Below are 23,825 nucleotides of genomic sequence, written 5' to 3'. Positions count from 1 at the left end.
ACCATCATTGTCGGTTAAGCGGGGCGAAAGCGCGTGTGAAACGAAAACGCGACCGGGGCGGCAGCCGCCGCCCCGGTCGGTCGGCATCAGGTGTAGCGGTAAGGCCGCCCGGCCTTCTGCATGTCGGCATTGTACTTCTTGAAGATCTCGACGACCTTGGCCTTGGTCGCGGACTCGGCGGCGATCTCGTCCCAGAACTTGACGGCGGCGTCCTCGACCGTCGCCCATTCGGCGTCCGGGATCGAGGTGAGTTCCATCTTGGTTCCGTGAACGCGAAGGCTTGCCTCACCGCCCCAGTACCACCACTGGCGATAGTAGTGGGACGCATCCATGGCCAGTTGCAACATGGTCTTGAGATGGTCGGGCAGTTCGTTCCAGCGGTCCATGTTGGCGAAGAACGACCCGGCCCAGGCGCCGGAGATGTTGTTGGTGAGGAAATAGTTGGTCACGTCGGCCCAGCCGACCGTGTAGTCTTCGGTGATGCCCGACCAGGCGACGCCGTCGAGCTCGCCGGTCTGCATCGCGACCTCGATGTCCTCCCAGGGCAGGGTCACCGGCACGACGCCGAACTGGGCGAGGAAGCGGCCGGCGGTCGGGAAGGTGAAGACACGCTTGCCCCTCAGGTCCGCAAGGCTGCGGATCGGGTCCTTGGTGGCGAAGTGGCACGGATCCCAGGCGCCGGCGGAGATGTGCTTGACTCCGACCTTGGCGTATTCCTCCTCCCAGATCTCCTTCAGGCCGTACTGGTTGAACAGCACCGGCACGTCCAGCGAGTAGCGGCTGGCGAAGGGGAAATAGCCGCCGAATACGGTCACTTCCGTCGGCGACGCCATGGAATCGTCATCCGACTGCACCGCGTCGATGGTGCCGCGCTGCATGGCACGGAACAGCTCTCCGGTCGGCACGAGCTGGTCGGCGAAGAACAGCTCGATCTCCATCTGGCCGTTGGCCGCCTGGTTGAAGGCGTCGATATGCGGCTTGATGACATGCTCGGCGAGCGCCGCGCCGGCATAGGTCTGCAGGCGCCACTTGATCGGTGCCTGACCGAGAACGGCGGGGGCGGCCAGCGTCGAGGCGCCGGCTGCGGCGACGGTGCCGAGGCCCGCCTTCTTCAGAAAGTCGCGTCTGTTGGTCATGTCTCATTCCCCTTGGTTTCGTTGACGAGATGCAAGGCGCGCCCGTTCTGATTGTTGTGGTGGCGCGGCGGTCCGTATGCGGGTCGGCGGTTCTCCTTCTGCTGCGAACGAACGGATCGGTTCGGCCCTCCGGTCTCAGCGGCCATAGACATAGTCGGGCAGCCACAGGGCGATCTGCGGGAACATCATTATCAATGCCAGGGCCAGGATCATGACCAGCACGAAGGGCGTGATCGAGCCGTAAATGTCGCGCATGGAGATCTGCGGCGGCGCCATCGCCCGCATCAGGAACAGGTTGTAGCCGAAGGGCGGGGTCATGTAGGCGATCTGGGTGGTGACCGTGTAGAGCACGCCGTACCAGACGAGATCGAAGCCGAGCGCCGCGACCAAGGGCACGTAGAGCGGCGCGACAATGACCAGCATCGCCGTATCGTCCAGGAAGGTGCCCATCACCAGGAACGACACCTGCATCAGGATCAGGATCATCCAGGGCGACAGGCCGAGCCTTTCGGTAAAGAGGGTCTCGATCGCCTTGACCGCGCCGAGCCCGTCGAACACGGCGCCGAAGCCAAGGGCCGCAAGGATGATCCACATGAACATGCAGGAGATCGCCAGGGTCTGGCGCAGGCAGGTCTCGAAGACGGTCCAGGTCATCCGCCGCTTGAGGACAGCGGCCAGGAAAGCGGTCATGGCGCCGATGGCGGAACTCTCCACCAGCGAGGTCCAGCCATTGACGAAGGGCACCATCATCGCCGCGAAGATCGCCAGCGGCAGGACGCCGGCGCCGAGCAGGCGCAGCTTCTCGGCACGCGGCACCGAGCGCTCGTCCACCGGCAGGACCGGACCGAGCGAGGGGGTGATGCGGCAACGGACATAGATATAGACGATGAACATCGTCGCCATCATCAGCCCGGGCACCACGCCGGCGAGCCAGAGCTGGCCGACCGGCTGGCGGGCGATCATCGCATAGAGCACCAGCACCACCGAAGGCGGCACCAGGATGCCGAGCGAGGACCCGGCCTGGATGACGCCGGTGACCATACGCTTGTCGTAGCCGCGACGCAGCAGTTCGGGCAGGGCGATGGTGGCGCCGATCGCCATGCCGGCGACGGACAGGCCATTCATCGCCGAGACCAGCACCATCAGGCCGATCGTGCCGATGGCAAGCCCGCCGGAGACCGGCCCCATCCACACGTGGAACATCTTGTAGAGATCGTCGGCGATCTTCGATTCCGACAGGACATAGCCCATGAAGATGAACATCGGCAGGGTGAGAAGCGGATACCACTTCATCAGCTTCATGGCCGAGGCGAAGGGAATGTCCGAGCCGCCGGTGCCCCACAGCGCCAGCGCCGCCACAGCGGCGACGCCGCCGATCGCGCCGAAGACGCGCTGCCCGGTCAGCAGCATCAGCATCATCGACGAGAACATCAGCAGCGCGATCATCTCATAGGACATCAGATCTCCTCTCCGCGGATGCGCGCGATGTCCTTGATCAGTTCGGAAACGGCCTGCAGCAGCATGAGCAGGAAACCGAGGCACATGATCGTCTTGATCGGCCACAGGATCGGCCGCCAGGCGGTCGGGCTGCGTTCGATATGGCCGATGACCTTGCCGGCCGCCTCGGGACCGCCGGTCACGAAGGCAACGACGAGGTTCTTCAGGAAGGTGAAAGGCTCGGTGCCGAAATGGCCGAGCGAGTAGGCGGTCGAGCCAATGCCGCCATAGAGCAGCACGCCGAGATAGAAGATCAGCACCAACACCGTGAAGGCGTCGAACCAGGCCTTCTTCTTCACTGTCCAGCCCGCATAGAAAAGATCCATGCGCACATTCGAGCCGAGCTGGATCGAATAGGGCCCGCCGAGGATGTAATAGGCGACCATGGCGAACTGGGCGACCTCCAGCGTCCACAGGGACGGCAGGAAGAAGGTCTTGGAAATCGACGACCAGAGCAGCACCGCGACCATGACGAAGAGGCCATACATGATGACCCGGCCGAGGCGATAGTTGATCGCATCGACCACCTTCACATAGCTGCGCAGCAGGCGCGGCATGGTCACGCCCCCCCGCTTCGCGCCAGATCCGCCAGCGCGGCGCGCAGCGCGCGGGCAAGCCGCGCCGCCCACAGGCTTTCGCCGGCAGCGTCCGCGATCTCGTCGTTGCGCACCTCGATCATCACGCAAGGCAGCCCGCGTGCCTCGCCGTGACGGCCCACCGTGTAATAGACCCCGTCGCCCGGCGCATAGGGCTCGTTGTCGCCGAGATCGGCAATGTTCTGCGCCGCAAGGTCGGCGAGCATCGCCTCGGCGACCCGCCGGTCGCGATTGGACAGGATGCCGACCGGCCAGGGACGGTTGAACCCCTTGTAGAGCGGCGTGAAGCTGTGGACCGAGACGACGACGCTGTCGAGACCGGCGGCCGCGCGCGCGTCGAGCAGCGCCTCGATGCGGGAATGGAAGGGCGTATGGGCGAGCGCGATGCGGCGGGCCCGCTCGGCCGGGTCGAGATTGCGATTGCCGGGGATCTCGGTCGTCTCGCTGACCACCGGAATGAGGTCATGGGCGGCGGTGTCGCGGTTGCAGTCCAGCACCAGGCGCGACAGGTCGGGATAGACGAGCGGCGCGTCGAACAGGCGCGACAGATGGCGCGAGACGCCGAGCGCACCCGGGTCCCAGGCGATATGGGCGCGCCGCGCCGCCTCGTCGAGGCCGAGATCGCCATAGTCCGGCGGCAGGCGGCGCGAGGCATGGTCGCACAGCAGAACCAGGGGGCCGCGGCCGCCCGGGTTCTCCGCGACGACGACCGTCTCCGCCTGCGCCGTGTCGCCGGGCAGGAGTTCGCCTTCGCGTGCCGCTGTCGATCCCATCCCTGTCCCCCGGCCGGATCCCCTCGCGAAAGAAACGCAACTGCTGTTATATTTGTTACAAAATTGCGTTTGCACTCGCTTCCTGTATGATTTGATACATTGCCGGGACCGATGTCAATCGGGTTTCGGCTGGGAACCTGGACAAGGGTCCGGCATCCGGCCGGGGAGGCGGCCTCACCACCATGACATCGCTTGCCGAAGAGATCCGCGAGAGGCTGGGCGAATGCACCGCCACGGAGCGGCGCGCCGCGCTCGCCCTGCTCGCCAATTATCCGGTGCTGGGGCTCGGCACCGTCGCCCAGTTCGCCAGCGCCGCCGGCGTGAGTTCGCCGACCATCCTGCGCTTTGCCGCGCGCATGGGCTGCGGCACCTATGCGGCGCTGCAGACCCGGCTGCGCACGGAGCTGGAGGACCAGCTCAAGTCGCCGCTGGCCAAGGCCAAAGACGGGGCACAGGCAGGCGGTACGGGAACCGGCATCGGCGCCGTCGCGGAGGCGGCCCGCGCCAATATCGGCGAGACCTTCCGCCACCTGCCGGCGGCGGAGCTGGAAGCCGTGGTGTCGCTGCTGTCCGACGAGCGGCGCACGCTCTATCTGCTCGGCGGCCGTTTCACCGACGCGCTTGCGCGCTACATGGCGGCGCATCTGCGTATCCTGCGCTCCGGCGTCATGCATATGGCCGGGCAGGAAGGCAACTGGCGCGACGCGCTGCTGGATGTCGGCCGGCGCGACGTGCTCGTCGTCTTCGATATCCGCCGCTATCAGGCGGATCTCGGCCGGATGGCCACGGCCGCCGCGAAACGCGGGGCCACGGTGGTGCTGATCACCGACAGTTGGCTGTCGCCGATCGCCAGCGTTGCAACGCATGTGCTGCCGGCGCGCATCTCCGTGCCCTCGCCCTGGGATTCCTCGGCGGCCCTGATGGTGATCGCCGAGACGCTGGTCGCCGGGGTCACCGCGCGCGATCCCGAGCGCAGCGAGCGGCGCATGTCGGCGCTCGAAGCCTATCGCGACGAGGAGGATCCCAAGCGTCCGTCGCCGACATCGGGTGAGGCTCCCCCGACCGGCTGAGACAGCCTCGTCTCAACCCTAGAGCCCTCGCTGGGCGACCGCCTCGCGCATCACCGCCATGAACAGCAGCAGATCGGGCGTGTGCGCCTCGGATGCCCGGGTTGAGATGCCGACCGGCCCCAGCGTGATGCGGGTGTCGACGGCGAGCGCCGCAAGCTGGCCTTCGGCGAGATCGTTGGCGACGACGCCGTTGGAAATGATCCACACCGCATCGGTGGAGCGGGTGAAGGCGCGGCCGAAGGCATTCGACACCGTCTCGATCCGTCGCGGCAGCCGGCCGATGCCGTTGGCCACCATCAGCCGCTCGACCAGCGGCCGGATCGCCGCACTGCGATTAGGAAAGAGCACGGGAAAGTCCGGCAGGCGGACAAGGTCCGGGTCGGCGATCAGCGGGTGAGCGGGACGGACGGCCAGCACCACCTGCTCGCTGTAGAGCTGCTGGAAGGCAAGCCCCTGCATCGCGTCCGGCTGGCCGAGCCGCCCGATCACCACGTCCAGCGCCCCCGTCTTCAGTTCCCCGAGGAGATGGCCGTTCGGGCCGGTGACGATGTCGAGCGTGGCGCCGCGTCCGCGGTCCAGATATCGACCGGCGGCGAGCGGGACGATGCTGGCCGCAACGCTTGGCAAGGCGCCGACGCGCAGCAGCCGCTCCGAACCCATTCGCACCTGGTCGATACCGTCGAGCCCTTCGGCGAGCGCTGCCACCGACAGGCCGGCATAGTGGCGGAAGATCTCGCCCTCCGCCGTCAGCGACACGCCGGAGCGCCCGCGCTCCATCAGGCCGACGCCGAGCAGGGCCTCCAACTCCTTCAGCGTCTTGGAGACGGCCGGCTGGGTGACGTTGAGGGCGCTTGCCGCCTCCGTCAGGCTGCGTAGCCGCGCCACTTCCAGGAAGGCCTGCAGATGGCGCAGCTTGATCCCTGCTCCGACGGGCATTTGTCTCTCCGGTTATGCAAAATGGCGAAATACTCATTTTACATTACCAATTGCCGCGTCCATCCTGAAGCTCCACCATGGGCGGGGAGTGTGGCAGGATGAACGGGCAGGACCCTTTCGAGGCGGGCATGGCGACCCGCAAGGCCGTCTTGGGCGAGACGCATGTGGCGCGTGCCGAGGCGGCGCGCGACGACTTCGACGGCCCGTTCCAGGACCTGATCACCCGGGGCGCCTGGGGCGGGGTCTGGGCGCGCGACACGATCAGCCGGCGGGAGCGGTCGATGATCACCATCGCCCTGCTCGCCGCGCTCGGCCATGACGAGGAGTTGGCGATGCATTGCCGCGCCACGGCGCGCACCGGCGCCAGCCGCGAGGATGTCTGCGAGGCCCTGCTGCATGTGGCGATCTATGCCGGTGTGCCGGCCGCCAACCGGGCGATCCGCATCGCCCGCGCCGCCTTCGCGGAGATGGAGGAGACCCGCAGCGGATCGGGAGGAGACAAGACGTGACGACAACCGCCTTCTACCGGCGCGACCGCACGCAGCAGCCGCTGCCGCTGTCGCCGGGCTACAAGAGCACCGTGCTGCGCGCGCCGCTCCGGCCGCTGCATGCGCTGGAGCAGACCGCCCTGGAGCAGAGCGGGCCGGCGCTCGGCCACACCCCGCTCGGGCCGCTCGATCACGACCTGATCCGCAATGCGGCAACCACGGGCGATGCGCTTGGCGAGCGCATCTACGTCTTCGGACGGGTGCTCGACGAGAACGCCCGGCCGGTGCCGAACGCGCTGGTCGAGGTCTGGCAGGCCAATGCCGCCGGCCGCTACGCCCATGTGCGCGACGGTTATCTCGCCCCGCTGGACCCGAACTTCACCGGCTGCGGGCGCTGCGTCAGCGATGCGGACGGGCGCTACCTGTTCCGCACGATCAAACCGGGCCCCTATCCCTGGCCGAACAACGGCTCCGACTGGCGGCCGGCGCATATCCACCTGTCGGTCTTCGGCGAGGCCTTCGCCCAGCGGCTGATCACCCAGCTCTATTTCGAAGGCGACCCGTTGATCCCGCTCTGCCCGATCGTCAACACGATCCCCGACAAGACCGTGATCGACCGACTGGTGGCGCGGCTCGACATGCGCAACCAGGAGCCGTTCGACTGCCTCGCCTACCGGTTCGACATCGTGCTGCGCGGCCGGCGGCAGACCCATTTCGAGAACCGGACGGAGGGCCTGTGATGAACGACCGGCTGAAGGAAACCCCCTCCCAGACCGCGGGACCTTACGTCCATATCGGCACCGCGCCGCAGACGATCGGCCGGCCGGCGCTGCCGAACCAGCCGGGTCCGGTGATCGAGAGCAACACCGGCGAGGTGATCGTCATCGAGGGCCGTGTGATCGACGGCGCCGGCGCGCCGGTACGCGACGCGATGCTGGAGATCTGGCAGGCGGACGGCATGGGCCGGGTCGGCGACTATGGCCTCTTCGCCCGCGCGACCGCCGATTTCGACACCGGCACCTTCCGCTTCCAGACCGTGCGGCCAGGCCCGCACGCGGCAGGCCATGCCCCGCATGTGGCGGTGCTGATCTTCGCCCGCGGCATCAACATCCACCTTCACACGCGCATGTATTTCCCGGAAGATCGCGAGGCGCTGGCGAAGGACCCGGACATGCGCCGGCTCGAGCCGGAGGCGGTGGCGACGCTGGTCGCAACGGAAGCGGGGCAGACCGAGAACGGGGTGCCGCTCTACCGTTTCGACATCCGCCTGCAGGGCAAGAACGAGACGGTGTTCTTCGACATCTGAACGTCGCGGATCCCTCCAAAAGGCAGAGGCCATGGCCGACATCCCTCTCGTTTCGCCGCTTCATGCCGGCCTGTTCGGCGACGACGAGACGGCGGTCCTGTTCTCCGCCGAGGCGGAGATCGCCGCGATGGTGGAGGTGGAGCGGGCGCTTGCCCGGCTGCAGGGCGCCGGCGGGCTGATCCCGGCGGGTGCCGCCGACGCCATCGACCGGGAGCTTTCCGGCATCGTGCCGACGCCTGCGGAGCTTGCCGCCGGAACGGCCGCGGCCGGCGTCCCCGTCCCCGCGCTGGTGGCGGCACTGCGGCAGAAGCTGTCGCGGCCGGCAGCCGACTACCTGCATTTCGGCGCCACCTCGCAGGACATCGCCGACACCGGCCTGATGCTGCGCCTCGCTCGCACGCTGGCGCTGTTCGAGGCGCGGCTAGTGGACATCGTGGCGCAGCTTTCCGCGCTCGCCGCCCGGCACCGGGCAACGCCGATGGCCGGCCGCACCCGGGGCCAGATCGCAACGCCGATCAGCTTCGGCCTGCGCGTCGCGACGTGGACCTTGCCGCTCGCCCGCGCGAGACAGCGCCTTGCCCGGCTGCGGCGCGAGGCGCTGGTGGTGCAACTTGGCGGTGCCTCCGGCGATCTTGCCGCGATGAACGTGCCGGGGCGCGCCGCGGAACTGGCCGGCGCCCTCGCCAAGGAGCTTGGCCTTGCGCCATCGCTCCCCTGGATGACCGACCGGGAGCCGCTGCGCCGGATCGCCCGCGAGGCAAGCGAGATCGCGCTGACGCTCGGCAAGATCGGCGAGGACGTGATCCTGCTCGCCCGTTCGGAAGTCGGCGAGATCCGGCTTGCCGAGGCGGGCGGCTCCTCGACCATGCCCCAGAAGCAGAACCCGGTGCGGGCCGAGACGCTGGTGGCGCTCGCCCGTTTCTCCGCCGCGCAGTCGGCGGCGCTGTCCGCCGATGCCCTGCACCGCGAGGAGCGGGACGGCGCCGCCTGGATGGGCGAATGGCTGGTGCTGCCGCAACTGATGCTGGCGACCGGCGCGGCGCTGCGCCATGCGCAGGCGCTTGCCCTCGGCATGGAGGCCGATGCGACAAGGATGGCGGCAACCGCCACCGGCGGCGGCGGGCTGTCGCTCGCCGAGCGCTTTTCCTTCGCCCTGTTGCCGCATGTCGGCCGCACTGCTGCGCAAGATCTGGTGAAGACGGCCGCGGGTCTGGTGCGCACTGAGGGCGGCACGCTGGCCGAGGCGCTGTCGCGGCTGACCGACGCGCCGCTCGACTCGCGGGCACTGGCAGATCCCTCGTCGGTGGCCGCACCGGCGGCGGCGATGACCGACGAGATGCTGGCCGAAATCGCCGCACTCATGCGCGGCGACTGACCTTTCGCCTATCGCTGGCCCTTGAAATAGGGCTTCAGCATCGCGCGCGGATAGTCCGCCTTGCGGGCGACCATGACCAGCGCCAGGATCGACAGCAGATAGGGCAGCATCAGGAACACTTGGCCGGGCACAAAGGCGCCGACCTCGGTCTGCAGCCGCACCTGGAAGGCGTCGAAGGCGCCGAACAGCAACGCGCCGAGCAGCGCCTTGCCGGGGCGCCAGGAGGCGAAGACGGTGAGCGCGATGCAGATCCAGCCGCGGCCGTTGACCATGCCGAAGAAGAAGGCATCGAAGGCGGACATGGTCAGGAAGGCGCCGCCCAGCGCCATCAGCGCGGAGCCGGCAACGACCGTGCCCATGCGCAGCGCCATGACCGACAGGCCCTGCGCCTCGACCGCCGCCGGATTGTCGCCGACGGCGCGGATCGCCAGCCCGAGCGGAGTGCGGTAGAGCACGAAGCCGACCACCACCACCATCGCCAGCGCCAGCATGGTCAGCGCCGTCTGCTGGAAGAGGACGGTGCCGAGGAAGGGCAGGTCGGACAGAACCGGGATATCAAGCGGCTGGAAGGCGGTGATGCGCGGCGGCGAGGTGACGTCGGGCAGGGCCGTGCGATAGGCGTAATAGCTGAGGCTGGTGGCGAACAGCGTCACGCCGATGCCCGAGACATGCTGGGAGAGGCCCAGCGGCACGGTCAGCACCGCATGCAGCAGGCCGAAGGTCGCCCCGGCGAGCGCTGCGACCAGCACGCCGCCCCACAGGCCGGCGCCAAGCCAGGCGGCCATCCAGCCGGCCATGGCGCCGGCAGTGAAGATGCCTTCGATCCCGAGATTGAGGACACCGGCACGCTCGCACAGCAGCGCGCCGAGCACGCCGAAGATCAGCGGCGTGGCGATCCGCAGCGCCGCCGCCCAGAAATTCGGCGAGACGAGGATGTCGAGGATTTCCATCATGCCCCGGTGTCCTTGCCGGCGGATGCCCTGCGCCCCGGTCCAACCAGCCGTATGCGGAAGCGCACGAAGAGGCCGGAGACGAGGACGGCGATCAGCGAGGTGGCGACGACGAGGTCTGCCAGATAGTTGGAAACGCCGATGGCCCGGCTCATGCTGTCGGCACCGACGAAGACACCGGCGATGAACAGGGCCGCGACCACGACGCCGAGCGGCGACAGGCCGGCCAGCATGGCGACGACGATGCCGGCATAGCCGAAACCGGGCGACAGGTCGGCGGTGAGATAGCCTTTGAGGCCGGCCACCTCGCCGACGCCGGCGAGCCCCGCCAGCGCGCCGCTGAACAATGCGACGCGAACGAAGGTCGCGGTCACCGGGATGCCGGCATGGCGGGCCGCGTCCTGGTTCTCGCCGACGGCGCGGATTTCGAAGCCCCAGACCGTGCGCGCCAGCAGGATATGGGCGAGCAGCGCGGCGATGAGCGCGACGATCAGCCCGGCATGGACACGCATGCGGTCGAACAGCTTTGGCAGCGTCGCCGCATCCGCCATCGGCTCGGATTGCGGCCAACCCATGCCCATCGGGTCCTTCATCGGCCCTTCCAGCATCATCTGCACGAAGAGCACCACGACGAAGTTGAGCAGCAGGGTGGTGACCACCTCGTCGGCGCCGAGCCGCAGCTTCAACAGCGCCGGCACCAGCATCATCATCGCCCCCGCCAGCGCGCCGGCGAGCAGCACGAGCGGGATCATCACCGCCGGCGGGGCGGAGATCGCCCCGGACCCAATGGCAACGGCGGCAAGCGCGCCTGCATAGAGCTGCCCCTCGCCGCCGATATTCCACAGCCGCGCCCGAAAAGCGAGGGCGGCGGCAAGGCCGGTGAGGATCAGCGGGGTCGCCCGCGACAGCAGTTCGGAGACAGCGAAGAACGAACCGAAGGCGCCCCTCGCCATCAGCACATAGGCCTGCAGCACCGGCGCACCCGCCGCCATGATCGGCAGGGCGGCGAGCGCCAGGGCGGCCAGCGCGGCGGCGACCGGAACGCCGGTGCGCAGGAGAGGCGAGACGGTCTCGCGCGGCTCGAAGCGGATCATGCGGCCTCCTCCGCGTGGCCGGCCATCATCAGGCCGACAGTGGCGCGGTCGAGCTCGCCGGCATCGCGCGCCGGGGTGAGGTGGCCGCGATGGATCACCGCGATGCGATCCGACAAGGCGAAGAGCTCGTCGAGATCCTCGGAAATCAGGATGACGCCGGCCCCGCGCGCCCGCGCGGCAAGCAGGCGGCGATGCACCTCGCCGGTGGCGCCGATGTCGAGCCCGCGCGAGGGCTGCGCGGCGAGCACCACCGCCGGCTCGGCGTCGAGCGTGCGCGCCAGCACGATCTTCTGGATGTTGCCGCCCGACAGCAGCCGCGAGATCGCGGAGCCGCCCCGGCAGCGGATGTCATGGGCGGCGATCGCCTCACGGGCGCGCGCCGCGATCGCCCCGAAATCGAGGAAACCGAGGCGCTGGTAGCGGGCGGAGCGGATTTCCTCGATCACCAGGTTCTCGGCAACGCTCATCGCCCCGACGATGCCGTCGCGGTGGCGATCCTCCGGGATCCGGGCAAGGCCGGCGGCGATCATCGCCCGGGCATCCCCCGCCGTGACATCGCGTCCTGCGAGCAGGATGCGGCCCGACGTGGCGCGCTCCAGACCGGAGACGAGGCGGGCGAACATCGCCTGACCGTTGCCGGAAACCCCGGCAATGCCGAGGATCTCGCCCGAGCGCAGGGCCAGCGAAAGGTCCCTGACCGCCTCGCGGCCGCTGCCGGCGCAGACGCCCTCAAGCGCCAGCAGCACCTCGCCGGGGGCGCGCGGCTCGCGCCGGCTCTGGGACAGCGAATGGCCGACCATCAGTTCGGCGAGCTTCTGGCGGTCGCACTCGGCGGTCGGCAGGTCGGCGACCTTGCGGCCCATGCGCAGCACCGCCACACGGTCGGAGGCGCTGAGCACCTCGGCCAGCTTGTGCGAGATGAAGACGATGGCAAGGCCGCTGTCCGCGAGCTGGCGCAAGGTGGCGAACAGCCCTTCGGACTCCTGCGGCGTCAGCACGGCGGTCGGCTCGTCCAGCACAAGGACGCGCGCATCGCGATAGAGCGCCTTGAGGATTTCCACCCGCTGCTGTTCGCCGACCGACAGGCGCGAGACGCGCAGGTCGAGATCGACGGTCAGCCCGCTGTCGCGCATCAAAGCCTCCAGCCGCTGCCGGTCGGCGCGGGAGGAGGTGGAGGGGGCCAGCAGCGGCCTTGTGCCCAGCACGATGTTCTCGAAGGCGGTGAGGTTCTCGGCCAAGGCGAAATGCTGATGCACCATGCCGATGCCGGCATTGAGCGCCGCATGGGGCGAACCGGGCTCGAGCGGCACAAGTTCGCCGTCAGGACCAACGATGCGCACTTCGCCCTCATCGGCGACATAGTGGCCGAACAGGATGTTCATGAGCGTGGTCTTGCCGGCGCCGTTCTCGCCGAGCAGGGCGACGATCTCGCCCGCGTGCAGGTCGAGATCGACCGCCTCGTTGGCGGTCATCGCGCCGAAGCGCTTGGTGATGCCGGCGAGCGACAGCACGATCTTGCGCTCGTGCGGCCGGCCGGGCAGCGGCTCGCTCATCTCCACTCCGGGGCAAAAGGGAAGCACGGCGAGCCCGCCCCCGGTCTCTGTCTGAGACCGGGGTGGGCCGCGATCAGGCGATCACATGGTCGACTTGGGCTCGGCGTCGTTGACGTTGACGCGGAACAGGCCGCCGAGAATGTCCGCCTCCGTCTCGCGGGCGGCCTTCACCACCTCCGCATCGGCAAGGCTCTCGTCGACGACGAAGCTGCCGCCGCCATAGGACATGAAGGAATACTGGCCGTAGTCCGAAGGCTCGAAGCTGTCGGAGGTGACCGCCTCGATCACCCGGTCGATGGTCGGCTCCATATGCCACAGGGCGCTGGCGAGAATGGTGCCGGGATAGTCGCCGGCGGTGTCGATGACATTGCCGATGGCGAGGATGCCCTTCTCCTTGGCGGCATCCGACACGCCGAAGCGCTCGGCGTAGAGAATGTCGGCGCCCTTGTCGATCATCGCAAAGGCCGACTCCTTGGCCTTGGGCGGATCGTACCAGGAATTGATGAAGGTCACCAGGAACTTGACATCCGGGTTGACCGACAGAGCGCCCTCCATGAAGGCGTTCATCAACCGGTTGACCTCGGGGATGGCGTAGCCGCCGACCATGCCGATGACGTTGGACTTGGTCGCCTTGCCGGCGATCATCCCGGTCAGGTAGCTCGGCTCGTGGATCCAGTTGTCGAAGACCGCGAAATTCGGCTGCGCCGGACCGAAGGACGAGCCCATCAGAAAGGCGGTGTCGGGATATTCCGCCGCCACGCTGCGCGCCGCCCGCTCCACGGCGAAGGCCTCGCCGACGATCAGGTCCATGCCGCCTTCGGCATATTCGCGCATGACGCGCTCATAGTCGGTGTTGGCGACATTCTCGGAATAGGTGTAGGTCACGTCGCCGCGCGCCTGCGCCGCCTGCAGCGCCTGGTGGATGCGCCCGACCCACTGCTGCTCGACCGGCACGGTATAGATCGCCGCCACTTTCAGCGGCTTGTCCTTGGCCAGCGCCGGCAGGCCGCCTGCCATGACCGCAAACGATGCGGCAAGCCCCAGGACGGCCCGACGCGTCCAGGCGAAATGATCGTTGATTGCCATCTGACTCCCCCTCGCAGACTTCTGCACCCCGCCGCGGTTTGCACGAGGGCGCGCCCGTTTCATCACCCTGCGGAAGCCCTGCTGCGGCCACTCGCCCGGCGAGCGAAATTGGACCACATTCCAGGCACGCTCACAATGGAGGCAGCGGCTGTTCGCGGCTGTTTTTTGAACGGATGGACAAAGTTTGATCGTCTGGTCAAAAATTAAGCCGACAAAGCACGCGGCGACGGCAACCCGACCACCTGCGCCGCGTGTTCGGCCAAGACCTCACAGCCTATCCGAGCGGATCGTCCGAGGCGGGGGGCGGGGCGGCACGGCGGCGGGCGCGAGCGGCGCGGGCGCGCGCGAGGTAACCCTTGAGATCGACCGCGCCGGTGAGTTGCACGAACAGCGCGAACAACACCATGCCAGCCGCCACCAGGAGACCCAGCGCGGCGAAACGCACCAGCACCGAGGGCGCGCCGATCAACGGCGCCAGCAGCCAGTCGCCGAGCAGCAGGCCGCCGCCCATGGCCAGGCTGGCCAGGGCCAGCAGCGGCAGGCGGCGGCGGGCGCTGCGATCGACGCGGAAATGTCCCCGCCGCCACAGCGCCGCGCCCAGCAGTCCGGCATTGACCCAGCCGGCGAGCGAGGTGGCGAGCGCAATGCCGACATGGCCGAGGAACGGAGCGAGCGCCAGCGCGCCGATCACGTTCACCGCCATGCCGATGCCGGCGAACCACATCGGCGTCACGGTGTCCTCGCGGGCGAAGAAGCCGGGCGAGAACACCTTGTTGAGCACGAAGGCCGGCAGGCCGAACGCAAAGGCGATCAGCGCGGCGGTGGTGGCGCTGGCTGCCTCGGCCCCGAACTCGCCGCGCTGATAGAGCACCGAGACGATGGGCTCGGGCACCGCGATCAGCGCAATGGTTGCCGGCAGGGTCAGGGCGAGGGCGAATTCCATTGCCCGGTTGAGCGTGCCGTTGGCCTGGCCGTTCTCGCCGGCACGCAGCGAGCGCGACAGGTCGGGCAGCAGCACCACGCCAATGGCGATGCCGACGACACCGAGCGGCAATTGGTAGATCCTATCGGCATAATAGAGATAGGAGACCGCGCCAGCCTGGGTGGACGCAATCACCGTGCCGACGACGATGTTGATCTGGGTGATGCCGCCGGCCAGCACCCCCGGCACGCCGAGCCGGCAGAGACGGCGAACGCCGGCGGTCAGACGCGGCCGTAGGATCGGGACGGAAAAACCCATGTGGCGCACGGCGCCGACAAGCAGCGCCAGTTGCGCGAAACCGGCGACCGCAACACCGCTGGCGAGCACCACCCCGAGCATCGTGCCCGGCTCGAGCCCCGCATACCAGATGCCGGTGAGCACGGCGATCATCACCAGGTTGAGGATCACCGGCGCGAAGGCGGCGGCGGCGAAGCGGCGATAGGTGTTGAGGATGCCCGACAGGCAGGCGACCAGCGACATGCACAGCAGGTAGGGAAAGGTGATGCGCGACAGCAGCACCGCCAGCTCGAACTTCCCCGGATCCTCGGTAAAGCCGGGGGCAAGCAGGAAGACCAGCCCCTGCATGGCAAGAAGGGCAACGGCGGTCAGCGCCAGCAGCGTCCACAGCAGGGCGGCGATGATCTCACCGGCGAAGCGGCGCGCGCCCGCGTCCCCCTGTTCTTCCAGCGCCCGGGCGAACAGCGGCACGAAAGCGGAATTGAACGCGCCTTCCGCGAACAGGCGGCGGAACAGGTTGGGCAGGCGGAAGGCGACGAAGAAGGCGTCGGCCACCGGCCCGGCGCCAGCAAAGGCGGCGATCATCACGTCGCGGACGAAGCCGAGGATGCGGCTCGCCATGGTGGCGCCGCCGACGGTAACGAAGTTTCGCAGGAGACTCATCGAGCCAGCCATGGGCGGAAGGTCCGTTCAGGAGTGACGGGAAGGCGCATCGGACGGCACAGGTCAGGTAGCACGGTTCTGGACACCACGGCCGGGCAGGGCGATCAGGCGGTGCCCGCGCGGCGCGGGCGACGGCGGGCCGGCGGCTCCTCGGTCGCCTCCCCCTCGACCGCCTCGCGCAGACGCTCGCGGATCGCCTCCTGCCGGCCGATATTGCCGATCTTCTGTCCGGTCAGATCGGTGACATAGAAGACGTCGACCGCCCGCTCGCCGAACGTGGCGATATGAGCGGAATTGATGTTGAGATTGAGGCCGGAGATCGCCCGCGTCAGATCGTAGAGCAGACCGGGCCGGTCGAGGCCGGAAATCTCCAGCACCGTGTAGCGGTTCGACCAGGAATTGTTGACCAGAACCTCGGTCTCGACGCGGAACGCCTTCATCCGCGAGCGGGACGCCGCCTTGCGGGCGACGCTGTCGGGCAGACGCTCCTCGCCGCGCAGCGCCTTCTCGATCAGCCGGCAGACGCGCTCGCCGCGGCGGATCTCGTCGTCGTCGCCGGGCAGCTCGCGGGAAATGTAGATCGTGTCGAGGGCGAACCCGTCCGTCGTCGTGTCGATCTGCGCGTCGACGATATTGGCGCCGGCGACGAAACAGGCACCGGCGATGGTCGACAGCAGCCGCGGATGGTCGGCCGCCAGCACGGTGATCTCGGTGACCTCCTCGAAGGCATGGGTGACGACGCGCGAGGAAAAGCCGGTGCCGGCGCGGTCGGCGGCGCGGATCATCTGCGCATCGGTGATCTTGCGCTCCAGCGGCACGCGCAGCCAGTAGGCCGGATAGTGACGCTCCAGATAGGCGGCCAGTTCCTCCTCGTCCCAGGAGGCGAGCGTTGCCGCGAGCTCGCGCTTCGCCGCCTCAACCCGCATGCCATGCGGCAACAGGCTGTGACCGCCGGTCAGCACCGGCTCGCACTCATAATAGAGCGTGCGCAGGAGCTGGCCCTTCCAGCCATTGAAGACATTGGGGCCGACGGCGCGGATATCGGCGACGGTCAGGATCAGCAGCAGCTTCAGCCGCTCGAGGCTCTGCACCTCGCGGGCGAAATCCTCGATCGTCTTGCGGTCGGCGAGATCGCGGGACTGGGCGATGGTGCTCATGTCGAGGTGATGCTCGACCAGCCAGGCGACGGTCTCCGTCTCCGAGGGGGTTAGGCCGAGACGCGGACACAGGCGGCGGGCGATGCGGGCGCCGGCGATGGAATGGTCCTCCGGCCGGCCCTTGGCGATGTCGTGCAGGAACATGGCGACGAAGAGGACCTTGCGGTTCTGGATCGTCTTGATCAGGTCGGTGGAGAGCGGATGGTCCTCGCCCGCCTCGCCGCGCTCGATCTCGCCCAGCACGCCGATCGAACGGATCAGGTGCTCGTCGACCGTATAGTGGTGGTACATGGAGAACTGCATCATCGCCACGACCTTGCCGAAATCGGGCACGAAGCGGCCGAGCACGCCGGTCTCGTTCATCTTGCGCAGCACGGTCTCGGGATCGTTGCGCGAGGTCAGCACCTGCAGGAACAGCCGGTTGGCTTCCGGATCCTCGCGCACCTGGCTGGTGATCAGTTTCAGCGACCGGCGAACCAGCTTCAGCATCTCGGGATGCAGCATCACCGCGTGCCGGTCGGCGATCGCGAAGAGACGGATCAGGTTGACCGGATCCTTCTCGAACACATCGTCGGCAACGGCGTTGAGCCGCCCCTTGTCGATCACGAAGTCGGGCGAGCCGGTCTGGACCTGACGGCGGCGGGCGCGGGCGGCGATACGGTCGATCAGCTTCGACAGCGGCTGCGGCGCCTTGGCGTGCTGCTCCTCCAGCGCGGCGCAGAAGATCCGGGTCAGGTCGCCGACATCCTTGGCCACCAGGAAATAGTGCTTCATGAAGCGCTCGACGTCCTTCATGCCCGGATGCTGGGTATAGCCGAGCCGCACGGCGATCTCGCGCTGGACGTCGAAGGACAGGCGCTCCTCGGCCCGGCCGGTGAGAAAATGCAGGTGGCAGCGCACCGCCCAGAGGAAATCCTCGCCCTTCTTGAAGCGCTGGAAGTCGGAGCGGGTGAAGACGCCGGCCTTGACGAGGCCCGAGCCGGAGCGCACGCGGTAGAAGTATTTGGAGATCCAGAACAGGGTGTTGAGGTCGCGCAGGCCGCCCTTGCCTTCCTTGACGTTGGGCTCGACCAGGTAGCGCGAGGTGCCCTGGCGGGTGTGGCGGGCATCGCGCTCGGCAAGCTTGGCGGCGATGAATTCCGGGCCGGTGCCGGCGACCACGCTCTTGTCGAAACGGGCGATCAGTTCGTCGGTGAGCGGCTCCTCGCCCCAGACATGGCGCGCCTCGAGCAGTGCGGTGCGGATCGTCATGTCGCTGCGGGCAAGGCGGAGGCACTCGTCGATGTTGCGGGTCGCGTGGCCCACTTTCAGGCCGAGATCCCACAACATGTAGAGGATGTATTCGACGATCTGCTCGCCCCAGGGCGTCTGCTTGTAGGGCAGCAGGAACAGCAGGTCGACATCCGAGCCCGGCGCCAGGGTACCGCGGCCATAGCCGCCGACGGCGACGATCGACATGCGTTCGGCCGCGGAAGGGTTCTTGACCCGGTAGACGTGATGGATGGCGAAATCGAAGATCACCCGCAGGATCTCGTCCTGCACATGGCTGAGCCGCTTGGCGCAGAGCGTGCCGCCGCCATCGGCGAAGAGCAGTTCCTCGACCCGGACGCGCGCGTCGCGCATCGCCGCCTTCAGTTCGGCGAGAACCTGCCCGCGAACGGCAAGGTCGGACCCGTCCCCGTCTTTCGCGGCAGTCAGCGCCGTCAGCCGGTGGCGCAGGTCATCGGCGTCGATCAGCCCGGCAAAGGGGTCGGCGGCGCGGGCGGAGGTCTTCGGCGTCGTCACTTGCAGCGCGGTCCTTCTTGCGGCGCAGTCGTTCTCGTCGCCGCATGGCTTGGGGCGAGAGGCCCGCGCGGCCCTGCCGGCGGCGACTGCGGACCCTACGCCCGCCGCCCGCCCCGCTCAAGGGGCGCCGGAAAAGAACCGGAGGTCGTTTGACGACCTTCAGATTCGGGCAACTAGATCCTGTCCCGCGCCGCCGCCACCCGCACTTGATGCAGCAGATGGGCAAGACTGTCGCGCGACAGGCCGGAAATCTTCGCCGCCAGCAGGTTGGCGAGCTCGGTCGCCTCCGGCTGCAGGCCGGCCGTGTCGATGGAGACCTTCGGGTCGGAGATCTCGGCGAGCCGCTGCAACTCCTCCGCCTCATCCCAGATCACGTTGAAGAAGGCGATGATCCGCTGGACCATATACCAGGTCGGGCGGCCGCGCCGGCCATGCTCCAGCGCCGAAAGATAGGCCGCCGACACGCCCAGCGCCGCCGCCATGTCGGACAGGGTGATGCCGCGTTTCTTGCGCAACTCCCGCAGCTTCGCACCGAACGGCGTCATCGTCCCCTCCGCTCTCCGCCCTTGCGGATCCTGACATAGAGCGCGCCGCCGCCGCCATGGGCGGCATGCGCCTCCTCGAACCCGACCACCAGCGGACGAAACTCGGGAAAGGCCAGCCATTGCGGCACGACGCGGCGCAGGATGCCGCGCTCTCCCGCGATCGGGCTGCCGCCGGGGGCGCCCTTGCCGGTGATCACCAGCACGAGGCCGGCACCGCTCGCCTGGGCATGGGCGAGAAACCCGCGCAGGCGCACATGCGCCTCCGCCTGGGTCAGGCCATGCAGGTCGATGCGCATGTCGATGGCGCGGCTGCCGCGGACGATCCGGCGCCGCTGGCGCGGCTCGAGCGGCGACAGGGGTGGCGGCGCCGGCGGAGCGGGCGGACGCAGCGCAGAGGCGCCCGTCGCCGCAGGCTTCGCCGGCAAGGCGGCCGCCGGCACGGGGGCGGGTGCCTCCTCGGCTTCCGCTTGTCGCGCCTCTGCCCTTGCGCGGCCGCGCGGCGCCAGCGGATCGACGTCCGCCGTCACCTGCTCCCACAGGCGGCGTTCCTCGGGCGAGGGCTGGCGACCCCGGCGACGGCTCACGGCGCGCCCTCGCGTCCGCGCGGCACCAGCAGCACCATGTCCGCCCGGTGCTGGATGCGCCCGGCCCGCTCGCCGGCCGCCTCGCCCGAGCCGAAGAAGATGTCGCCGCGTGCCGGGCCGATGATGGCCGAACCGGTGTCCTCGGCGATCATCAGGCGGCGAAACTGCTCCTGCGCGCCATTCGGGCCCGAGGGAAGATCGGCGGAAACGAAGACGAGCGCCCCATAGGCGTGATGCGCCGCATCGACGGCGAGGCTGCGCCCGGGCAGCAGCGGCAGCCCGGCCGCCCCCACCGGCCCCTCGTGCTCCGCCGCCTCGCTCACCTCGCGGAAGAAGATATAGGAGCGGTTGCGGCGCAGGACGGCGTCGATCTCGGTCGGGTTTTCCGCCAGCCACTTGCGCAGTACCTGCATGGTGACGGTACCGGGCTCGGCAAGGCCGCGCTCGATCATCACCCGGCCGATGGCGCTGTAGGGGTGACCGGTCTTGCCGGCATAGCCGACGCGCAGGCTGCCGCCCTCGCGCAGGCGGATGCGGGCAGAGCCCTGGACATGGACATAGAAGGCATCGACCGGATCGGCGAGCCAGACGAGTTCGAGGCCCCGTCCGTCCAGCGCCCCGTCCATGATCGCCCCCCGGTCGGGCGGCGCAACCAGGCGGCCCGCGCTGTCGGCAAAGGCGAAGGGCGCGTCGGCCGGCAGGCCCTCCGGCACGGGTCGCCCGGCCAGGGCGACGAGCTCCGGCGGGCGGGCAAGCAGCGGCGTGTCGTAGCCGCCGCCCGGCTGTCGCGCACCGTCATATTCGGGCTCGAAATAGCCGGTGACAAACCCGTCGGCGACAATCCGTCGCGGTTCGAAATGGCGCTCCAGGAAGGCGCGGGCGGCCAGCGGCTCGTTGCTTTCGGCGGCGGCTCGTGCCGGCGCGCAGAGCCGCGCCAGATCGCCCGGCAGGACCGGCAGCCGCTCGCGGCAATGGCGCAGGAAGGCGGAAAGGGCGGCTCGGTGGTCGTCGCCGGCCCAGCCGGACAGGTCCGCGAAGGTCAGGGGCGCAGACAGCATGAGGGGTTTTCCGCGCGCCAGAGCCGGACCCGCCACAGCGATACCGGCAAGCAGTGCCGCCGCCAGGCCGGCAGCAAGGGCCGTCCGGCCGGCGGCACGCACATCACTCGACCGATTCGGTCGCCACCAGACGCCAGTTGGGATCGCGCGAATTGGTGTCGCGGGCGAAGGTCCAGATGTCGGTGACGTCGCTGACCGCGTTCGGGTCGCCATCGACGATGGCGCCGTTGCGGTCGCGGGTAGCGGAGATCAGTTCGGAGCGGAACTTGACGGTGACCTGGGCGATGGAGCCCTTCAGCGCCGCCTCGACGATATCGGCCTTGTCGATGCCGACAAAGGTGGACTCGATGGTCTCGCCACGCGATTCCCGGTCGGAGATGGCGGCGACGAAGCCCTCGTAGACATCCCTGGACAGCAGGTTCTTCAAGGTCTTGCGGTCGCCATTGGCGAAGGCGGTGACAATCATCTCGTAGGCCGCGCGGGCGCCCTGCAGGAAGCCCTGGGGTTCGAACGAGCGGTCGGCGGAGAGGATCTGCCGGAGCGCCTGGTTGAGCGCGCTGCCTTCCGGAGCCACCTTGTCGAGCGTCGCCGAGGCGGGAGCCGGCGACGGCCCGCCCTGCGGCGCGGTCTGACCGGGCAGCGGGATGACGTTGTCGTCCTGGACCGGACCGCCGGCGCCATTGTCCCGCTCGGGGGCGGAATAGGGATCGAAGGGCGGGCGCTCGTTGCCAGTGCGCCGCCCGAGGACGCTGCGCAGCCTGAAGAAGATCACGACCGCCAGGATCAGGAAGATGATAGTGGTGATGTCGTTGAACATATGATCCGTTTCACATCCGGCCGGTTGCGTCGCAGACGCCGTCACGGCATTCCGCCAGTCGGGTTCGTTTCCGGGCCCGCTGCCGGGTTCGGGTGCGGCCCTGCAGCGGACCGTCACCGACGCCCCGCGCGGCAGGCCACAGCTTTGACCCCATCGTAGCTTATGTAAGCTCCCTTGAACCAACATCCAGCCTTCAACACAAGTGTCCGTCGCAGTTTTCGTGGTCCGAAACCACATAAAGCTCGCATTTGCGTCACTTGGTCCTTACCTGAGGGGCGACGATTCCGGCCCGGCGCCGCCTGTGCCGGCCGGAATCGCCGCTAATCGCACATCACGAGACCGTGTCGCCAACGCCATGCCCATCGGACTGATCCTCCTTCTTGTCGTAATCGGCCTGCCGCTGATCGAGATCCTCGTCTTCGTCGAGGTCGGTTCGGAAATCGGCGCGGTGCCGACCGTGCTTCTGACCATCGCGACAGCGGTCGCCGGCAGCCTGATGCTGCGGCTGCAGGGCCTGTCGCTGCTGCGGCGCGTGCGCGCCGAGATGGAGCGCGGCGAGGTGCCGGGCGAAGACATCCTCCAGGGCTCGCTGATCGTTGTCGCCAGCGTGCTGCTGCTGATCCCCGGTTTCGTCACCGACGCGCTCGGCCTGCTGCTGTTCGTGCCGCCGCTGCGGGCGGCCATCGCGCGGGTGATGGTGCGCAACGCGAAGGTGACCGTGGTGCGGGCCGGCGCCCGCCGCCGCGGCGAGGGTGTCGTCGATCTCGACCGGGACGACTGGGCCGATATCGATGGCGACGGCAAGGGCGGACGCGGGCCGGACGGCTCGTCCCCATGGCGGGGACAGATCGGCGACGGCCGGGGCGGAAAGGATCCGGATCCGCGCGACTGACCGTCGCGTCGCGCCGCCGCCTCACCAAATTGTGAAAACGGGTTAACCCCCCCTACACCCGTCTGGCGCAAACTCCCCGCCAAACACAACCGGGAAGCAGGACGTCATGACCGGACGGGAGACGGGCATCGCCGGCCCTTCGGGACGCATCGCCACGGGACGCATAGACTGGGTCGATACGGCCAAGGGGCTTTGCATCATCTTCGTGGTGATGATGCATTCGACGCTGGGCGTCGAGAATGCCGCCGGCCGCGAGGGCTGGCTCGGACTGGTGGTCGAGTTCGCCCGGCCGTTCCGCATGCCGGACTTCTTCATGATCTCGGGCCTGTTCCTGGCGCTGGTCATCGATCGGCCATGGCGCCGCTATCTCGACCGCAAGGTCGTGCATTTCGCCTATTTCTACGTGCTCTGGCTGACGATCCAGTTCGCCGTCAAGGCGCCGTCCATGGCCGCGGAGACCGGATGGGGCAGCGTCGTCAGCGACTATCTTCTCGCCTATGTGCAGCCCTTCGGCACCCTGTGGTTCATCTACATGCTGCCGGTGATGTTCGTGATCACCAAGGTGCTGCACGACCGCGGCGTACCGTGGCAACTGGTGCTCGCCGTTGCCGCCGTGCTGCAGATCGCCCCGATCTCGACCGGATCGGTGCTAATCGACGAGTTCAGCTCGCGCTACGTCTATTTCTACGCCGGCTACATCTTCGCCACCCGGGCCTTCGCGCTCGCCGACTGGGCCCGGCAGCATCTGGCCCTCGGCGTCGCCGGCCTCATCGCCTGGGGCATCGTCAACGGCGTTCTGGTGTTCAACGGTCTCGCCGACCTGCCGCTGGTCGGCCTGGCGCTCGGCACGGCCGGCGCGCTGGCGGTGATCGTCACCTCGGCGCTGCTGACCCAGGCCGGCATCGCTGCGCCGTTCGCCCATTGCGGCCGCCAGTCGATCGTCATCTATCTCGCCTTCTTCTTCCCGATGGCCGTGACCCGGATCGTGCTGCTGAAGACCGGCCTGATCCCGGATGTCGGCACGGTGTCGTCGATCGTCACCGCCGCCGGCGTCATCGCGCCCCTGGTGCTGGCGTGGCTGATCGAGCGCACCGGCTATGGCCGGTTCCTGTTCCACCGTCCGGCCTGGGCACGGCTGGAGCGCGACCCACCGCGCCGTCCGGTCGCGCAGGCGGCCGAGTGAGCGGGGCGGAACAGGCGGGGTGAAATAAGCGGGGCAGGCGCGAGAAGCAGGCTTTTCTCGCG

The 23,825-nt window shown here is 68.5% G+C and carries 22 protein-coding genes; 7 read left to right on the top strand and 15 right to left on the bottom strand.

From position 1 onward, the window contains the following. Nucleotides 1–86: 86 nt before the first annotated feature. The 4 genes from TSB10P1A_RS10470 to TSB10P1A_RS10455 all read right to left on the bottom strand — a co-directional run bounded on the left by TSB10P1A_RS10470 (nucleotide 87) and on the right by TSB10P1A_RS10455 (nucleotide 4,002). Nucleotides 87–1,136, bottom strand: coding sequence for a TRAP transporter substrate-binding protein (locus TSB10P1A_RS10470; RefSeq protein ID WP_186387846.1), 1,050 nt, complete (start codon nucleotides 1,134–1,136; stop codon nucleotides 87–89). A 135-nt stretch (nucleotides 1,137–1,271) separates the two neighbouring features. Then, nucleotides 1,272–2,594 (bottom strand): TRAP transporter large permease subunit, encoded by a 1,323-nt coding sequence (locus tag TSB10P1A_RS10465; RefSeq protein WP_186387845.1) that lies wholly within the window; start codon nucleotides 2,592–2,594, stop codon nucleotides 1,272–1,274. Beyond that, nucleotides 2,594–3,190, bottom strand: a complete 597-nt coding sequence (locus TSB10P1A_RS10460; protein WP_186387921.1) for a TRAP transporter small permease subunit — start codon at nucleotides 3,188–3,190, stop codon at nucleotides 2,594–2,596. Before TSB10P1A_RS10460 ends, TSB10P1A_RS10465 begins: the two co-directional genes overlap by 1 nt. A gap of 2 nt (nucleotides 3,191–3,192) precedes the next feature. Further along, nucleotides 3,193–4,002, bottom strand: a complete 810-nt coding sequence (locus TSB10P1A_RS10455; RefSeq protein WP_186387844.1) for an N-formylglutamate amidohydrolase — start codon at nucleotides 4,000–4,002, stop codon at nucleotides 3,193–3,195. Between the two features lie 182 nt (nucleotides 4,003–4,184). Between TSB10P1A_RS10455 and TSB10P1A_RS10450 the strand changes: the two genes are divergently transcribed. After that, entirely contained in the window at nucleotides 4,185–5,072 is an 888-nt protein-coding gene (locus tag TSB10P1A_RS10450; RefSeq protein ID WP_186387843.1) for a MurR/RpiR family transcriptional regulator, read from the top strand. 18 nt (nucleotides 5,073–5,090) lie between these two features. On the opposite strand, the gene pcaQ is transcribed toward TSB10P1A_RS10450, so the two are convergent. Beyond that, nucleotides 5,091–6,008: a pca operon transcription factor PcaQ gene (pcaQ, locus tag TSB10P1A_RS10445; RefSeq protein WP_186387842.1), complete on the bottom strand. Its 918-nt coding sequence runs from the start codon at nucleotides 6,006–6,008 to the stop codon at nucleotides 5,091–5,093. A gap of 98 nt (nucleotides 6,009–6,106) precedes the next feature. Between pcaQ and pcaC the strand changes: the two genes are divergently transcribed. From pcaC to TSB10P1A_RS10425, 4 genes are read left to right on the top strand one after another with little or no spacing between them, the layout of a single operon-like run. Then, nucleotides 6,107–6,517: a 4-carboxymuconolactone decarboxylase gene (gene pcaC / locus TSB10P1A_RS10440; protein WP_186387841.1), complete on the top strand. Its 411-nt coding sequence runs from the start codon at nucleotides 6,107–6,109 to the stop codon at nucleotides 6,515–6,517. Then, nucleotides 6,514–7,236: a protocatechuate 3,4-dioxygenase subunit beta gene (gene pcaH, locus TSB10P1A_RS10435; RefSeq protein ID WP_186387840.1), complete on the top strand. Its 723-nt coding sequence runs from the start codon at nucleotides 6,514–6,516 to the stop codon at nucleotides 7,234–7,236. Before pcaC ends, pcaH begins: the two co-directional genes overlap by 4 nt. Then, nucleotides 7,236–7,802, top strand: coding sequence for a protocatechuate 3,4-dioxygenase subunit alpha (pcaG, locus tag TSB10P1A_RS10430; RefSeq protein WP_186387839.1), 567 nt, complete (start codon nucleotides 7,236–7,238; stop codon nucleotides 7,800–7,802). Before pcaH ends, pcaG begins: the two co-directional genes overlap by 1 nt. A 31-nt stretch (nucleotides 7,803–7,833) precedes the next feature. Then, the gene (locus TSB10P1A_RS10425) at nucleotides 7,834–9,177 is read left to right on the top strand and encodes a lyase family protein (protein WP_186387838.1); all 1,344 of its coding nucleotides are present in this window, start codon (nucleotides 7,834–7,836) and stop codon (nucleotides 9,175–9,177) included. A gap of 8 nt (nucleotides 9,178–9,185) precedes the next feature. Here the strand turns inward: TSB10P1A_RS10425 and TSB10P1A_RS10420 are convergent, their stop codons facing one another. From TSB10P1A_RS10420 to TSB10P1A_RS10375, 10 genes are all read right to left on the bottom strand, one after another. Then, nucleotides 9,186–10,130 carry an ABC transporter permease gene (locus TSB10P1A_RS10420; protein WP_208987064.1) on the bottom strand — a complete coding sequence of 315 codons (945 nt, stop codon included), beginning with the start codon at nucleotides 10,128–10,130 and terminating at the stop codon, nucleotides 9,186–9,188. Then, nucleotides 10,127–11,221, bottom strand: coding sequence for an ABC transporter permease (locus TSB10P1A_RS10415; protein WP_186387837.1), 1,095 nt, complete (start codon nucleotides 11,219–11,221; stop codon nucleotides 10,127–10,129). The genes TSB10P1A_RS10420 and TSB10P1A_RS10415 overlap by 4 nt, the downstream gene beginning before the upstream one ends. Continuing rightward, nucleotides 11,218–12,774 (bottom strand): ABC transporter ATP-binding protein, encoded by a 1,557-nt coding sequence (locus tag TSB10P1A_RS10410; RefSeq protein ID WP_186387836.1) that lies wholly within the window; start codon nucleotides 12,772–12,774, stop codon nucleotides 11,218–11,220. The genes TSB10P1A_RS10415 and TSB10P1A_RS10410 overlap by 4 nt, the downstream gene beginning before the upstream one ends. Nucleotides 12,775–12,855: 81 nt before the next feature. After that, complete coding sequence (locus tag TSB10P1A_RS10405) at nucleotides 12,856–13,860, bottom strand: BMP family protein (protein ID WP_186387835.1); 1,005 nt, start codon at nucleotides 13,858–13,860, stop codon at nucleotides 12,856–12,858. A 274-nt stretch (nucleotides 13,861–14,134) separates the two neighbouring features. Continuing rightward, entirely contained in the window at nucleotides 14,135–15,742 is a 1,608-nt protein-coding gene (gene murJ / locus TSB10P1A_RS10400; protein WP_186387834.1) for a murein biosynthesis integral membrane protein MurJ, read from the bottom strand. 104 nt (nucleotides 15,743–15,846) lie between these two features. Further along, entirely contained in the window at nucleotides 15,847–18,684 is a 2,838-nt protein-coding gene (locus tag TSB10P1A_RS10395; protein WP_186387833.1) for a [protein-PII] uridylyltransferase, read from the bottom strand. A gap of 173 nt (nucleotides 18,685–18,857) precedes the next feature. Beyond that, nucleotides 18,858–19,229, bottom strand: a complete 372-nt coding sequence (locus tag TSB10P1A_RS10390) for a helix-turn-helix domain-containing protein (RefSeq protein ID WP_186387832.1) — start codon at nucleotides 19,227–19,229, stop codon at nucleotides 18,858–18,860. After that, a complete protein-coding gene (locus TSB10P1A_RS10385) occupies nucleotides 19,226–19,813 on the bottom strand; it encodes a Smr/MutS family protein (RefSeq protein WP_186387831.1) in 588 nt (195 codons plus the stop codon). Before TSB10P1A_RS10385 ends, TSB10P1A_RS10390 begins: the two co-directional genes overlap by 4 nt. Beyond that, nucleotides 19,810–20,871: a murein transglycosylase A gene (locus tag TSB10P1A_RS10380; RefSeq protein ID WP_186387830.1), complete on the bottom strand. Its 1,062-nt coding sequence runs from the start codon at nucleotides 20,869–20,871 to the stop codon at nucleotides 19,810–19,812. Before TSB10P1A_RS10380 ends, TSB10P1A_RS10385 begins: the two co-directional genes overlap by 4 nt. A 103-nt stretch (nucleotides 20,872–20,974) precedes the next feature. Beyond that, entirely contained in the window at nucleotides 20,975–21,688 is a 714-nt protein-coding gene (locus TSB10P1A_RS10375; RefSeq protein ID WP_186387829.1) for a Tim44/TimA family putative adaptor protein, read from the bottom strand. A gap of 355 nt (nucleotides 21,689–22,043) precedes the next feature. Between TSB10P1A_RS10375 and TSB10P1A_RS10370 the strand changes: the two genes are divergently transcribed. Next, nucleotides 22,044–22,580: an FxsA family protein gene (locus tag TSB10P1A_RS10370; RefSeq protein ID WP_186387828.1), complete on the top strand. Its 537-nt coding sequence runs from the start codon at nucleotides 22,044–22,046 to the stop codon at nucleotides 22,578–22,580. Between the two features lie 106 nt (nucleotides 22,581–22,686). After that, nucleotides 22,687–23,763, top strand: coding sequence for an acyltransferase family protein (locus TSB10P1A_RS10365; protein ID WP_186387827.1), 1,077 nt, complete (start codon nucleotides 22,687–22,689; stop codon nucleotides 23,761–23,763). Nucleotides 23,764–23,825 lie beyond the last annotated feature (62 nt).

The organism is Stappia sp. TSB10P1A (assembly GCF_900185725.1).
Classification (GTDB): domain Bacteria; phylum Pseudomonadota; class Alphaproteobacteria; order Rhizobiales; family Stappiaceae; genus Stappia.
Note: the sequence above shows the minus strand (reverse complement) of the source record. Positions and strands in the feature narration are given on the sequence as shown.